The following is a 14140-nucleotide window of genomic DNA, read 5'->3' on the forward strand; positions in this document are numbered from 1 at the left end:
GTGTTCCGATTTGAAGCCGGCCATTTTTCGGACTGATCCTGGGTCTCGTTGATGTTTGGATTGGGTTTCGTTTCAGGTCAAGCGTGCGCTGTTTCGGACGCTCTCGGCGAGCGCTGTTTTCGCATGCTTTCACCGGTGAGATCGATGCGATAGGCGTTGTGAACGAGGCGGTCCAGGATGGCATCGGCCAGGGTTGGGTTTGCAATGATCTCGTACCAGCGATCCAGGGGCAGCTGACTGGTGACGATTGTCGATCGGCGTTCGTAGCGGTCTTCAATGATCTCAAGCACATCACGCCGCTGGTCATCATTGAGTTTTTCCGGTCCCCAGTCATCGAGAATGAGAAGGTCGGTTTTGGCGAGTTGCTTGAGGATCCGGCCATAACGTCCGTCGCCTCTCGCGAGGGCAAGCGTTGCAAACAGCCGGGGAACGCGGTGATAGGCGACGGAGAAATCCTCTCGGCAAGCTTTGTGGCCAAGCGCACAGGCCAGCCAGCTCTTGCCGACGCCGGCCGGCCCGGTGATGAGAAGACTGTGATGCTTTCTGATCCAGTCGCAGCCGGCGAGCGCCATGAACAGATTGCGATCAAGACCGCGTGCGGCACGAAAGTCGGCATTCTCGATCTGTGCGTCATGGCGAAGTTTTGCAGCTCTGGCGCGGGCTTCGAAACGCTTCTGGCGGCGCATGGTAGCCTCGCGCTCGAGCAGCATGGCAAGCCATTCGCCATGCTCGAGGCCGCGTGCTTCGGATTGTGCGTCGAGTTCCTGGAAGGCAGTGGCCATGCCATGAAGGCCGAGTTCGCGCAGCATGTTGATGGTCGGATGGATGAGCATTGGTATGTCTCCTCAATGGAAGTAATCAGGGCCACGCAGATTGGCGTGATCGACGATGGCGGTCGGTTCGGTGGAATGCCTTGCGGCCTTGTGATTGGCGATGAGCGAGGCGATGCTCTTGCAGTTCAGCCCACCGATCTCGACAGCGCGGGCTGAGACGGCTTCGGCGCGATCGCGTGTGACATCGCGAAACAGGCGAAGGACACCCAGGCATGTTCGAAAGCCTTGTTCAGGATGTGGGCGGCTGGCGAGGATTGCGACAACCAAGCCTTCCGTCTCGGGCCCGACGGATGCGGCCCAGCGACGGAAACGATCCGGCGTCCACTCGGCATATCGCCGGTGGGAGCTGGGCATATGATCCGGATCCGTCCCATGACGAGGGCCGCCATAGCGGCGCTGATGGACGGCAATGCGCTTGCCGCGGTGGAAGATCTCGATGGTGCGTGCCGTTGCCCTCAGATCGACTTGCTGACGAATGAGGTTGTGCGGTACGGAATAGAAGAAGGTCTTGAACTCGACGTGGTAATCCGTCGAGACGCGGGCCAAACGCCACTCGGCGAATTCGTAGTCTTCGCTCGGAAGGCTTGCCAGCGCAGCACGCTCGACGCTCTCAAACAGTTGCCGGCGACTGACGCCCAGCCGACGCATGACGTGATCATTGATGCGATTGAGTGCCTGGCGAATTGCGGCATTGGCCTCGGCCAGCGAGAAGAAGGTCTGGTTGCGCAGCCGCCCCAGAATGCATGACTGGGCGAAACGCACGCCGTTCTCGACTTTCGATTTGTCCTTCGGCCGTCGCGGCCGTGCCGGAAGAACGCCGACGCCATAATGGGATGCCATCATGCCGTAGCTGCGATTGATCTCGGGATCGTAGAAGCTGGCGCGGCTGACGCCCGACTTCAGATTGTCGGGGACGATCAGGCGGGGAACGCCATCAAAGAAACGAAACATCCTGACGTGTGAACCAATCCAATCCGGCAGTGTCTGGGTCCAGGTCGCTTCGGCATAGGTCAAGCTGGACGCACCCAGCACTGCCACGAAGATCTCCGCCTCACGGATCTCGCCGGTGTCTCGATCAACGATCGGGATCTTCTTGCCGGAATAGTCGACGAAGACCTTGTCGCCGGCGGCGTGTTCCTGGCGCATCGTCGGCGAAAGCCGCTGTTCGAAGCTGCGAAAGAGCTCGCAGAACCGGCTGTAGCCATATCCGTCGGGATGACTTCCTCGATACTCCTCCCACAAGATGAGGAGCGTGACGCCCGGCTTCTTGAGCTCGACGGCAAGATGGGCCCAGTTCGGCTCTGTGCGCCGCCGCGTGCCCTGCTTGACGCCATTGCGAGCGAAGAGTTTGTTCTCAAGCGCGTCATCGGTCAGCTCGCCTGGCAGGGGCCAGCTCAACCCGATTGCCCGCTGCGCGCCGCAGATTATCCTGCACCGTACTGCGTGCTATTCCCAGCACGACCGCAATCTCGCGGGAGCTGGTCCCGCTTCCGGCAAGCCGAAGCATTTGTCTCAACTGTCTCATGGTCAGCCTTCTCTTTGCCGGCATCAAAATGTCCTCGTTCATCGCGAGGTAATTGATGCCAAAGTTGCTGACCCAGGAGGTAATCTTCAGTGCCGAAAACCGGCCGGTCTTTGGTTGGAATGGTGGCCGGCTTCATACCGGAATGGTGGCCGGTGTTTGATCGGAATGGCGGCCGGCTTCACGTCGGAATCCGCAGGTAGCGGCGGCGCGGGTTGCAAGATCGATATCGCCCCGGCGGATGCCCTTTTGCATCGTAGACATGGCAACCCACGGCGAAATGGGTAAAGGCTCACAGGGAGGGGCTGTCCCTGTCGTCGCGAGCGCTTGCAAGGTCGGGTTAGAGCTATGAGGTAAAGGCTGGAATTGCATGTTCTGATCTCCCATTTCGAGGGAGGCCAAAACCAATGCCCCGCTATCAAGGCATGTCAGACCAATGCCAAGCATGCGAACTAAATCGACCGTAAATTTGCGGCTTCTTTTTCGTTTTGCGATGTGCTGCTGTCAATCAGGGACATCACAACTTTGACGAGGGACAGCTCGGGGACCTGCACCCTGTCCCAAGAAGGGTTCGACCCGGCATTGCCACTTGGCGAGACATCAACTTTTCTTGGTTCCGACTGCGTACAAACGCTTGTCTTGCATATGCTTTTGACGATCACTCGGACGCTGACGGCGACCTTGATGGTCGGTCTCTTTGGAACGTCCTTTCATGTCCCGCTAAAGAGATCGCCACCTATCCCTTCGACAGGTTTCTTGTTGTATGAAGTCCAGCACGTTAGCTCTCGGGATGGCTAGAGAAACTCGGGGAGGAACTCTATGGCAATCGCTTGTCTAGGATGGGGGTCATTGATCTGGGACCCAAGAGAGCTGCCCATCCAACGGCAGTGGTTTGGGGATGGCCCATTCATCAAGATCGAGTTCACGCGGCAGTCCAACGACGACCGGATCACGTTGGTGATCGACGACAACGCTACCCCGGTTCGTACTCTTTGGGCAGTGATGGATACTCCTGATCTAGAAGCGGCCAAAACAGCCCTGCGCAGACGAGAGGGCAGCCGGAGTGAACACATAGCTCATTGGACCGTAGGAGAACTGTCGCCTCCTGCTATCCCTCAGATCGCAGAGTGGGCGCAAGCCCATGGGGTGCAAAGCGCCATCTGGACCGCCCTGCCACCCAAGTTCGAAGGCAGAGAGGGGAAGGTGCCCACAATCGACGATGTACTGGCCCACCTGCGCGAACTAAAAGGGGCCACGCGCGACAACGCCGAGAGATACATTCGACTTGCTCCAAGGCAGATCGATACGGCTTACCGAAGACAGATTGAAGCTGAACTTGGATGGAAACCGCTGGATCGGTGGCCAGCTTAGCAACGAAGCCAGTAGGTGAGCGGTGGTCGCAACCCCAGATCAGTTGGAGGACGCTATAAGGAGGCTAACAGGTCCTCTCGACGGTTGGTATCTACGCCCTTGGATGACATCTCTCTCTTCTCCCAGCTCGGCAACTGTTTTCACCGTCGGCAGAAACCAACACACAGGCTACAGGGCGGAGCATGTTGGGTCACTCGACCACTACATAGACACACTTTTCAATCGCGGTTCTGAAACATGCAGGGGGCTTTATGATCGCCTGACCGGAAGCCCTACGCCCACGCGACGCAACACAGATCGTCTCGTGCAGTTGCTCGCCAAGAATGGTGTTACGGACGTGCTCGAAACAAATGTGACCTGCTACTCCACTCCAACCAGTGCTGCACTGAAAAACCCCATCCATGCTCGGGGGGCCAAACTAGGACAAGAGATTTTCGAAACGCTGCTCCGCCTGATCCGGCCACAAATTCTAATCGCGCACGGGAGCGGAACCGCGAAGCAACTAGCGCGAGTTTTGAAATGTAGCTTACCGAAGCCACCACAACACCCAAGCGAGCTGGTCACACTCGCGGTCGGCACCATGACGGTGATTGTCATACCGAGCCTAGCGCCTCCGAGATTTACAGGATGGGCGAAATGGTCCGACGAGCACCTCGAAATCGTGAGCGCTCACGTAGCAAGGCTATGCAACCGCCCACAGGTCGAAACGGATTGAAGGAAGTGTTGTTAGCGGAGAGAACGGTCTCCCGCTACCAAATTCTTCAAATAAGAATCAGCTACCTGGATCCCCTCAACTGCATCCGGGTGGATGATTTCAAGTCGCGTCCGGAGCCAACGCCTCCTGATGTCGCTGAAGAGGCGGTTTAAAGCCCGCGCTCTCAGACAGAGGCGTGCGTGCCGATCGGGGGGCCTGATCTTCGGCTGAGGATGGAGGGCACCGTCCTGCCGCGCGGATAAATTCCTAGAGACAACGAATGTCCCGATACACATTTGATATTGAAAACGGATTCGGACGACCGTTATAAAATCGACGTTCACCATTGCTTTCTAAGGAGCTTGCGATGGATAGCGTGGCGCGTGACAGCGAGGTCAATCCTTGCGTTGAAGTGATCGAAGCCTGCGGGGAGTGGTTCGTCCGTGTGGTCGATGGCGACGAAGAACTAACCCGAGCATTCGAACAGGAGTCGTTTGCCCTGGCATATGCAGAGGGTCAGCGAAGACGTCTCGGGCTCGCTGATTTCGATCGGCTGTAGGCTAACCGTGGGGAATGGCCGGTGCGGGTGGGCTTTGGGGCGCGACGGACGCCGCACCGGCCATTGCGGTGAGTTTTCGGGTTCCTCCCCGCTCCAATGAGTTTGTCCGTATATTAGCAAATTTGCAACTAAGCCTGTTGGGCTACCCAGCAGTAGGAGGCTGTACCGGCCGCGGGGCGCTTCATCCGATAAACTCGACTTCCTTGCCGGTGACATGTCGCACGGCCTTCAGCCGGCTTTGACTTCCTTCATTCGCATGTTTCGCGGATATCAATAGGAGTGCATATTCCCGCCAGCCGGCGAGCTATGGCGGAAAATGGGTGATGACGGTTTGAGAAGGGCGGCGTATCGAGGCGGGTGATTGAAGCCTGCCAGAACCTCTCAAGGAGAGCGATACGCCATGAACGAGACTATCAACATTGTTCGCCTTCGTCAGCCCGACGAGATCGATGATCCCCTGACGGATGTGCTCCGCACCGGCGCGCGCAAATTGCTGGCGCAGGCGATCGAGATGGAGGCCGAAGCGTTTCTTGCCGAGATGCGGGATCTGAAGCTGCCGGACGGACGTGAGCGGCTGGTCCGGCACGGTCGCGGCCCGGAGCGGAGCATCCAGACGGGGATCGGGCCGGTGCCCGTCAGCCGGGTGAAGGTCCGGGACCGCGGCGCGACCGGCGAAGCGGACCGGGTCCGGTTTTCCTCATCGATCCTACCCAAATGGGCGCGTCGGACGCGAAGTCTGGACGCGCTGCTTCCCGTTCTTTACCTGCGCGGCGTTTCGACGGGCGACTTTCAGGAAGCTCTGGCAGCCCTGCTCGGCAAGGAGGCAGCGAACCTCTCACCCTCGGTGATCACGCGGCTGACGGCAGAGTGGACCACCGAATACGAGCGTTGGCAAAAGCGCGATCTTTCGGCGCGCCATTATGTCTATGTGTGGGCGGACGGGGTCTATCTCCAGGCGCGCATGGAAGACCATGCCGAATGCATGCTGGTGCTGATCGGCGCCACGCCTGAGGGCAAAAAAGAACTCGTCGGCTTCCAGACAGGGATTCGTGAGAGTGCGCAGAGCTGGCGCGAGCTGCTGGTCGACGTGAAGCGTCGTGGCCTGCAAATCGCGCCCGATCTTGCCGTCGGCGACGGCGCGCTTGGCTTCTGGAGCGCGCTCGATGAGGTCCTTCCCGGCACCAAGCACCAGCGGTGCTGGGTGCACAAGACAGCCAACGTGCTCAACAAGGTGCCGAACTCAATGCAGGCCGGCATGAAGACAGATCTGCGCGAAATCTTTTCCGCCCCGAACCGAGCCTCAGCCGAGACGGCGATTGCCGTCTTTGTCGAGAAATATGATGCGAAATACGGCAAGGCGGTCGACTGCCTGACCAAAGATCAGAATGCCTTGCTGGCGTTCTACGATTTCCCCGCCGAACATTGGGATCATCTGCGGACATCGAATCCCATCGAGAGCGTTTTTGCCACCGTTCGCCATCGCACGGTGCGCACGAAAGGCTCCCTATCATCGAAGACCGCAAGGCTGATGGTCTTCAAACTGGTCATGGCCGCCGCCAGGACATGGCGACGATTGAAAGGACAAAATCAGTTGCCGAAACTCATCGCAGGTGCCAGATTCCAAGATGGAATCGAGGTCATCGAATTGAAGCCGCAGAGCGCCGCTTGATCAGCCTCGTCACCCAAATTCCAGCATAGCTCCCAGCCGGCGCCGCCCGTCCTCAAGGCCCCTGTCGGTCAGGCCCAGCGGCCTTCCGCTGCCAGTCCCCCTAGCAACCCCAGGCGCTGGGCCGTTGCCGACGATCACGGCCTGCGGCCTTTGAGTCCGAGCACCCGAGGATCCTCAAAGATCCTGATGCATCGGAGTGTGCTCAAAGGCTCTCGCCGCGACGACGATTCCGACCTGCTGCCATGCGGGCGCCCGTGTGGCACCGGGGACGGCCTCGGCACGCCAACGTTCCACGGAACCCGGCGAAGGCCAGTTGGCATCACAGGCCGCCGCCCTTGTCCCTACCGTGCGCTCAATGCGACCATGCGGTCGAGCGCCGCGGTCAGGCCGTGCAGCGACACTGGGAATGTCAGCGGCGTCTGTGCATCTGTCGTGACATTGAGCTTCAGCACCTCGCCTACCCTCAGCTTTCCGAGCACGGATCGGTCAATGGAAAACACCGCGATGCAGCCTGTCGGCAAGCAGGTCCTGAAGCGCTGCGGGGACAATGGCGGCTGATCGTCGATCTGGGGCGTCACCCCCGGATCGAGCAAGATGCCGAAGGGCAGAAGCAGGGTGGCCATCGTCGACCCGTCCGCGCGCCTTTGTATCCATGGCAAGCAGCCTTTGGCCGTTCTGCTGGACCTGGTCCTGCGAAAGCGTACAGACCCTCGCATTCTCCTGGACAGAGCAAGCCACGCTCCAGTCCTGATAGACTTCGCGCAGCGATGACGGCCCATTTGGAGCAGTCGCAGTCTGCTGTTCAGCCGACGCTGGCGGCATCAACGAGAATGCGATTGCCCCGTATGCGCAGGCGGCCTTGAGGCCACGCTTCATGTGCAGACCCATTCACGGATCTTGCATTTGGCCCCTGACGCCTCGCAGGCCTGCAAGGCGAGGTCTTCGGCCTCCCGGCGGGTCTCTGCCGAGTTCACGCCCCAGGGCGTGAAACGGTTCTCGACCTTGTCGGCCATGGCCAGCGCGCCGCAGTGCTTGTAGGGAAAGCCGGTTTCGTCGTCGTCAGTCCAATGGCGATGGTTGCGGAAGACGGAGACGACGTTGCACGCCTTGCCGCCGGCGTTCTCGCAATGTTTCTGCGCGATGTCCTTCGCCTCCTGCCGCTTGTCCGCCCCCCAGAAGAAGCCGTATTTGCTGTCGGACTGCGAATAGGCGATGGCCGCCCAGATGCCTTTTTCCTCCTGCTGCGGCTCCGAAGGCGCCACCAGGTCGGCCGAGACGACGTGTCCGCTCCACAACAAGGTCAAGCCCAAAACTGCCAAAGCCCGCAATCTCATGGTCGGCACCCCTTTCCTTGATCCTGGTCGCTTCGCCTACTTCGCCGCTGAAGCGACGGAGATCACCACGCAGCTTTTGCCTGTCGGCAAGAGAAGGGCCTCACCGGCATTGCCGCCGAGCTCGTACACCTCCACCTGCCCGAGATGGTCGGTGATCTTGCTGCCTTGTGGAAGAATGGACGGGAGGTCGGCGCACGGGCTGGCGAACGGCGCCACCCGCACCATCGTCCCCTCGCAGCCCGAAGCGGTGGGCGATGCGAAAACGACGCCGGCGGCAGGCCCGCTATAGCGTTCCGTCGCATAGTCCATGCCGACGAAGGCCTGGACCGCATGCTTGTCGGCGGCCTGGTCGTTCCACAAGGATTTGACGCTGTATTTCGTGCCTGTCGTCAAGATCTGCCCGAGCACCGGATAGATGGTCGAACAGGCCTGCACCCCGGCCTGCTTGACGTGCTCGAGGAAAGGCGTGTCCGGAAGTGCGGGGTTGGCTCTCTCGGCCTGTGCGGCGGTCGCGCTGCCGACCAGATTGGCGATCGCGGCATAGTTCCCGGCGGCGAAACCAAGGCCCGCCACGACGAGCCCCAACAATGAAAATCCGACGACGCGCGGCCATCGCCGCCGCCTGGGTTCGACGATCCGCTGCCGATCCGCCTCGACGGCCGGGCTGCTGCGTTTTGCGGACATGAACTGGTCCTGCTGGCTCATTGTGCTGCCCCGGTCATTTGAGTGGCGAAAGGGCTGCCGTCAGCCCCTTGAGTGTTGCTGCGGTCACGGTGATCGTCTTGCCGTCGACGGTCGGATAGGAAATCGCCGGCGTGGCGTTCTGCGAGATCTGCTGGCGCATGACGGGGCCGACCGGCAGCATGCCGACGCAGACCACTTCATTGCAGCCGTTCAGGTGGACGTCGATCGCCTGGTCCCGCCCGTCGAACTTCAGCGACACCAGGCCGTCGCTCCTGGCGTTCGGCGCGGTGCGGACGATCATGTAGGGCTTGCCGTCCTGCGTAGCGGCCAGCGACCAGCTGAAGGCCATGTTGCCCGAGGAGTCCTCGATCACCTGCGAGACATTGCAGACCTTCTTGCGCGCCTTGAGGTTCTCGTCGCAGATCAGCGTCCAGTTTTCGAAGGGACGGATCGTGCGCTGATAGGTTCCCAGTTTCACGTCGGGCGGCAGCACCACATCCGAAGGCTTGATCCTGTAGGGCGACGCAACCTGCCCCGCGGCCGGCGCGAGGCCGCCGCAGAGCGCCAGGCAAGTCAGTACGACAAGTCCTTTCATTCCTGCCTCAGTTCAAGGTGTGATGCCGGCGCCGACGCCGACATGACCGCCAGCGGCCGTGCCCGACACGTTGCCGCGGATGCGGCCGTCCTCGCTCGTGTAGCCCGCACCGAAGGCCAAGGCGCTCGAATCCCGCCAGAAGCCGCCGCCGGCCGCGACGCTCAGCTTGCCGGGACGGTCGTCGTAGCGCAGCGAGGCAGCCGCAAGGCCGATCGCCGCCGCCTGGCGGGCTTCGTCGCGTATGCCGCCCAAGTCGCTGTTGAGCTGGCTGAGCTTCTGGTCGGTATAGTTGTTGGCCTGCTGCAAGGTCGTGGCGGCCACCTTGTCTGTGTAGCTGTTGGACGTGTTGATGGCGTAATCGACACGGTTGTTCATCTGGGTGACGTTGACCGCATCGGTGCCGGCAACACCCGGGCCGACATTGGAGATGACCACCGGCGCGTTGACGTCGCCACCCTGCAGCGTGATGCTGTTCTTCTTGCTGCCGTCCGGATTGGTGTCATAGGTGACGGCATTCTGGGTGAGCGATCCAAGGCCCGATTTCAAATCCTCGACCGCCGTGTTGGTGGCGTAGAGCTGCGAGCCGTTTATCGCGTCGGTGCTGCCGGCGTTGACCCGTCCGGCGGCGACATTGGTGATCGTGCGCTCGGCGCCTGCGTGGCCGACGCTGACGGTCCCGATCGGGGTGGTGCCAGCGAAGGCGTAGGTCTTGCCGTTGATGACGGTGCTGGAGGTGCCGACCGCGGTCTGCGTCACCGAGCCCGAACCCAACGCCACGTCATTGGCGTTGTTGGCTTTGGCGCCCTGGCCGAGCGCCACCGCGCCTTGGCCCGTGGCCGTCGAGCCATTGCCGGCGGCAAGGCTGTTGGTGCCGCTGGCCACGCTGGCCGGCCCTATCGCCACGCTGTCTGTGCCGCTGGCGGTGGAGTCGGCCAGCGTCGAATTGGCGTGGAAATACTTGATGCCGCCGCCATTGCTGATGTTGGTCAGCGCGTTGTTGACGGCCGTGAACCCGTCATAGACGGTCGAGTAAGTGTTGCCCTGGATGGTATAGGTCGGTCCGGTGATAGACCCGTCGGGATTGACCGTGGTGCTGCCGCCGAACAGATTGGCGACGTTTTGCGACACGCCCTTAAGCTGGGAGACGTTGACCGCATCGGTATTGGCCGAGCCCGCCGCGACATTGGTGAGCTTGCGTTCGGCTCCCGCGGCGCCGATCGACACTTCGCCGAACGAGGTCTGTGGGGCGGTGAGTGCAAAGGCCGTGTAGCCGGCCTGGGCGCCGACCGTGGTGATGGACTGCGAGCCCAGCGCGACGCTGTTGATGAAGGTGCTTTGGGCGCCGGCGCCAAGCGCCACCGACTGGATGCCGGACGCCAGCGAATTGGTGCCGAGGGCCAGTCCGTCGGCCAGCATGACATGGGCGTTCTGGCCGATGGCCGTGCCGCCCGGAGCGGTCTGGTCGACAATGGCGCCGTTGCCGATGCCGACGCCATTGTCGCCGTTGACGACCGTCGTCGGGCCGACAGCGACCGACTCGGCACCCACCGCGAGCGAGTCGCCGGCCGCCGAATTGGCGTGGAAATACTTGGTCGACGTCGCCGAGACAGAGGCGATCACACCCTGCAGCTGGCGCACGGTGACGGCATCCTGCGCCTGCGTGCCGTCAGCCACATTGGTGATCTGGCGGTAGGACGTGGCGGTGCCGACCGACACGGCGCCGAGCAGCGTCTTGTCGGTGGTGTTGTACTGGATGAAGTTGGAAGGACCGGCCGCGATCTGGCCGGTTGCGGGCGCCACCGCCCGGTCGGACACGGAACCCGAACCAAGCGCCACGCTGCCGTCAATGCTGGCCAGTGTGTCGCGGCCGAGCGCCAGCCCGCTGACGCCGGTCGCGGTCGCCTGGTAGCCGACGGCGGTGGAGCCTACCCCTTGCGCGAAGGAATCGGTTTGCGCCAGCCCGGCCTCGTTGGTGCGGGCGTAGCGGATGCCTATGCCATTGGCGTCGGTATAGGCGGTCGAGGTGTCGCCGGCGATGTTGTTGATCGTGTTGCCAAGATTGGTGACACCACTGCCGATATTGGCGATGGCTGTGGTGTTGGCGGTCACCTGCTGGTTGGTGGCGAAGAGCTGCGAGCCGTTGACCGCGTCGGTCGAGCCGCCATTCAACTGTCCGGCCGCGACGTTCTGGATCTGACGCTCGGCGCCGGCCGACCCGACCGAGAAGGCGCCCGCCGGCGTGCCGCCGGCGAAGGTGTAGTTCACGCCGCCGATCGTGGCTCCGCCGACATTGGTCGTTGCTCCTGACGTCGAATTCAGGCCGATCGCGACGTCACCAGCATTGTTGGCCACGGCGTTGGGTCCGACAGCGACGGAATTCGTTCCAAGGGCCTGGGAATCCGGCAGGGCCGAATTGGCGTGGAAATACTTGATGCCGCCGCCGACATCGATGTTGTTGAGCGTGGTGCCGATGGCATCGACCGCCTGGTTGGTGGCGAAGAGCTGCGAGCCGTTGACCGCATCGGTCGAGGACCCGCTGATCCGCCCCGCCGCCAGATTGGTGAGCGTGCGCTCCGCACCCGGCGCGCCGATGCTGACCGTCGAGGTCGGATTGATGCCCTGGAAGGCATAGGTCGTGCCGTTGATCACGGCATTGGGCGTGCCCACCGCTGCGACGGTCACCGAGCCAGAGCCAAGCGCCACATCGCCGGAGCTCGCAGCCGCCGTCGCGCCATTGCCCAGCGCGACACTGCCCGCAAGGCCGGCAGCACCAGCAGTCGAGCCATTGCCCAGGGCAACGGAGCCCTGCCCGATCGCCTTGTTGTTGTTGCCGATGGCGACAGCGCCCGCCGCCATATTGGCCGCGGTGGCGCTCGCCGTGCCATCGCTGTTGGCGATGTTGTTGGCGCCGCCGGTAAAGGCGCCGGTACCGCTGGCATAACTCGGATCGCCGATTGCGACTGCGCCGTCGCCAAAGGCTGTGTTGCCGGCGCCGATGGCCACGGCCTTGCCGCCATCGGTAGTCGCGCCCGTGCCGATGGCGACGGAGTCGGCGGAGAGCGCGGCGGACTGTAGACCGACAGCGATGGCGTTGGTTGCCGTCGCCTGGCTGTCGCGCCCCATTGCAATGGCGTCGTCCTCAGACGCCGTCACGTCCGTGCCGATGCCGATGGCGTTGTCTCCACTGGCGCTCGTTGCAAAAGTGCTTGAGCCGACATAGACGGCGCCTATCCCGGTCGCCCTCGTCCCAGCGCCGAGAGAGATGGAGTTCACGGCGCTGCTTTGGGCGCCGCGGCCGAGTGCGGTACTGTTGAGTCCGGTGGCGCGGGCTTCACGTCCGACGGCAGTGGAATTGTCGGCGCTGGCTACGGTTCCGATGCCGAGAGCGGTGCTGTCGAGTCCGCCGGCGTTGGCGCTGACGCCGGCAGCGAGGGAATTGTCTCCTGTGGCATTCGCGCCGGACCCGAACGAGGAGGCGTTCGCGCCGCTGGCGACGGCGACGTTGCCAACCGCTGTGCTGGCGGTGCCACTCGCAATTGAGGTGGTGCCCATGGCGATGGCGTCTTGCGCGCTCGCATTGGCCTGCTTGCCGATCGCCGTGCCGTCTACACCGCCCGCAGTGGCGCCCAATCCCAGCGCACTTGCGTTCGCAGCGGTCGCCGCGGCGTTGTTGCCGAGTGCGGTGGCGGACACGCCCGTGGCCTGGGCTCCTGAGCCCGCCGCGACGGAGCCTACTCCGCTCGACACGGCCGAATTGCCGAGCGCCAGCGCGAAGTTGCCCGAAGCATTGGCGACGTTGCCGAGAGCTTGCGAGTTCAACCCTCCGGCGCTGGCCTGGTTGCCAACCGAAACGGCATTCGTCCCGGCGGCTTTGGCCAGGTAACCCATCGCCGTGGTCCCGACACCGGAGGCGGCCGCCCCGTTACCGATTGCCGTGGACTGGTTCGCCGACGCTGTGGCGGAGGTTCCGAACGCGCTGGACCCGGTCCCGGTCGCGGATGCGCTCGAGCCTACCGCGGCCGACCATGCCCCCGTTGCGGTTGAAGCTGTGCCGAGCGCGACGGCCTCGAACGTGAAGCCGGCAGGAGCGGTGCCGCTTGCATTGGCATTCGTGCCGATGGAAACGGGAGAACCGCCGCCCGCTCCAGCGTTTGCCTTGGCGCCGACGCCCATGGCTATGGCTGAACCGTTTGCCGATGAGGCGTTGGAGGACAATCCAATCGCCACCGAGGCGCCACCCGAAGCGCTGGCCGTTGAGCCGAGGGCGACGGCGTTCGCCCCATTTGCGGTGCTGTTGACGCCAAAGGCTGATGCTCCATCCACTAGTGCGCGGGCGTTCCCGCCTACGGCAAGAGCATTGACGCCGGTCGCGTTCGCGAAGACACCTATGCCTATGGCGTTGAGGCCATTGGCACCCATCGCATAGCCAATGGCGATCGAAGCATCGCCTGTAGCGGTGATACCGGTGCCCAACGCCACGCCGTTATTGCCATTCACGTGGGCGTTATTGCCAACGGCGGTTGAGGCGGCGCCGGGGGCGGTGTTGCCACAACCGATCGCTATGCTTTGCACCCCTGCGGAGGGGTTCGTGCAGTTCGCGGCGTTTGTCAGAACCCCGTTGCCAATGACAACTTGCGCGAGCGCCGCCTGCGGGATCATGATCCCCACCACAGCCCCGAGCGCCCCACCGGCGCCCAGCGCTCCCAGGCGCAGGCGCTTGCGGCGCATGCCGAGCACGCTATGCGCCATGCGCAGGACCGCCATCAGCCGGCGGCGAACCGAGCGAGAGCGGGCATCAGCCCCGGCTATCCAATGCCTGGCGAAATGCGCCGCGCGATGCTGAACAAACGAGCCACTCGAAATCTGATTGTCGGTCATG

Annotated in this window: 8 protein-coding genes and 2 pseudogenes; 3 read left to right on the plus strand and 7 right to left on the minus strand. The window is 62.6% G+C overall.

Annotated features, from left to right (window positions below; translation table 11 throughout):
• Positions 1–77 precede the first annotated feature (77 nt).
• Together istB and istA are read right to left on the minus strand one after the other, a co-directional pair.
• Positions 78–833, minus strand: coding sequence for an IS21-like element helper ATPase IstB (istB, locus tag ACVILI_RS29630; protein ID WP_038646815.1), 756 nt, complete (start codon positions 831–833; stop codon positions 78–80).
• Between the two features lie 12 nt (positions 834–845).
• Positions 846–2358 (minus strand): annotated as a pseudogene (istA, locus tag ACVILI_RS29635) (IS21 family transposase).
• An 846-nt stretch (positions 2359–3204) separates the two neighbouring features.
• Between istA and ACVILI_RS29640 the strand changes: the two are divergent.
• From ACVILI_RS29640 to ACVILI_RS29650, 3 genes are all read left to right on the plus strand, one after another.
• Positions 3205–3726, plus strand: a complete 522-nt coding sequence (locus tag ACVILI_RS29640) for a hypothetical protein (protein ID WP_457102709.1) — start codon at positions 3205–3207, stop codon at positions 3724–3726.
• Positions 3727–4787: 1061 nt separating this feature from the next.
• Complete coding sequence (locus tag ACVILI_RS29645) at positions 4788–4979, plus strand: hypothetical protein (protein WP_038653297.1); 192 nt, start codon at positions 4788–4790, stop codon at positions 4977–4979.
• A 400-nt stretch (positions 4980–5379) separates the two neighbouring features.
• Positions 5380–6648, plus strand: a complete 1269-nt coding sequence (locus ACVILI_RS29650) for an IS256 family transposase (protein ID WP_457102496.1) — start codon at positions 5380–5382, stop codon at positions 6646–6648.
• Positions 6649–6989: 341 nt separating this feature from the next.
• Here the strand turns inward: ACVILI_RS29650 and ACVILI_RS29655 are convergent.
• The 5 genes and pseudogenes from ACVILI_RS29655 to ACVILI_RS29675 form a co-directional block, all read right to left on the minus strand.
• Positions 6990–7536, minus strand: a pseudogene (locus ACVILI_RS29655) (invasion associated locus B family protein).
• Entirely contained in the window at positions 7521–7982 is a 462-nt protein-coding gene (locus ACVILI_RS29660; protein WP_027047348.1) for a DUF4189 domain-containing protein, read from the minus strand. The pseudogene ACVILI_RS29655 and the gene ACVILI_RS29660 overlap by 16 nt, the downstream one beginning before the upstream one ends.
• Before the next feature lie 36 nt (positions 7983–8018).
• Positions 8019–8687, minus strand: coding sequence for a hypothetical protein (locus tag ACVILI_RS29665; protein WP_240564794.1), 669 nt, complete (start codon positions 8685–8687; stop codon positions 8019–8021).
• A gap of 13 nt (positions 8688–8700) precedes the next feature.
• A complete protein-coding gene (locus ACVILI_RS29670) occupies positions 8701–9261 on the minus strand; it encodes an invasion associated locus B family protein (RefSeq protein ID WP_019860888.1) in 561 nt (186 codons plus the stop codon).
• Between the two features lie 12 nt (positions 9262–9273).
• Complete coding sequence (locus tag ACVILI_RS29675; protein WP_457102710.1) at positions 9274–14139, minus strand: beta strand repeat-containing protein; 4866 nt, start codon at positions 14137–14139, stop codon at positions 9274–9276.
• Between the last annotated feature and the right edge of the window lies 1 nt (position 14140).

The sequence above is a fragment of the Mesorhizobium sp. USDA 4775 genome, from assembly GCF_054062655.1.

Bases quoted from the DNA above. Each gene is read 5' to 3' on its own strand.
- istB (WP_038646815.1), bottom strand. From the start codon at position 833: ATGCTCATCCATCCGACCATCAACATGCTGCGCGAACTCGGCCTTCAT.
- ACVILI_RS29645 (WP_038653297.1), top strand. From the start codon at position 4,788: ATGGATAGCGTGGCGCGTGACAGCGAGGTCAATCCTTGCGTTGAAGTG.
- ACVILI_RS29650 (WP_457102496.1), top strand. From the start codon at position 5,380: ATGAACGAGACTATCAACATTGTTCGCCTTCGTCAGCCCGACGAGATC.
- ACVILI_RS29660 (WP_027047348.1), bottom strand. From the start codon at position 7,982: ATGAGATTGCGGGCTTTGGCAGTTTTGGGCTTGACCTTGTTGTGGAGC.
- ACVILI_RS29665 (WP_240564794.1), bottom strand. From the start codon at position 8,687: ATGAGCCAGCAGGACCAGTTCATGTCCGCAAAACGCAGCAGCCCGGCC.
- ACVILI_RS29670 (WP_019860888.1), bottom strand. From the start codon at position 9,261: ATGAAAGGACTTGTCGTACTGACTTGCCTGGCGCTCTGCGGCGGCCTC.
- ACVILI_RS29675 (WP_457102710.1), bottom strand. From the start codon at position 14,139: ATGACCGACAATCAGATTTCGAGTGGCTCGTTTGTTCAGCATCGCGCG.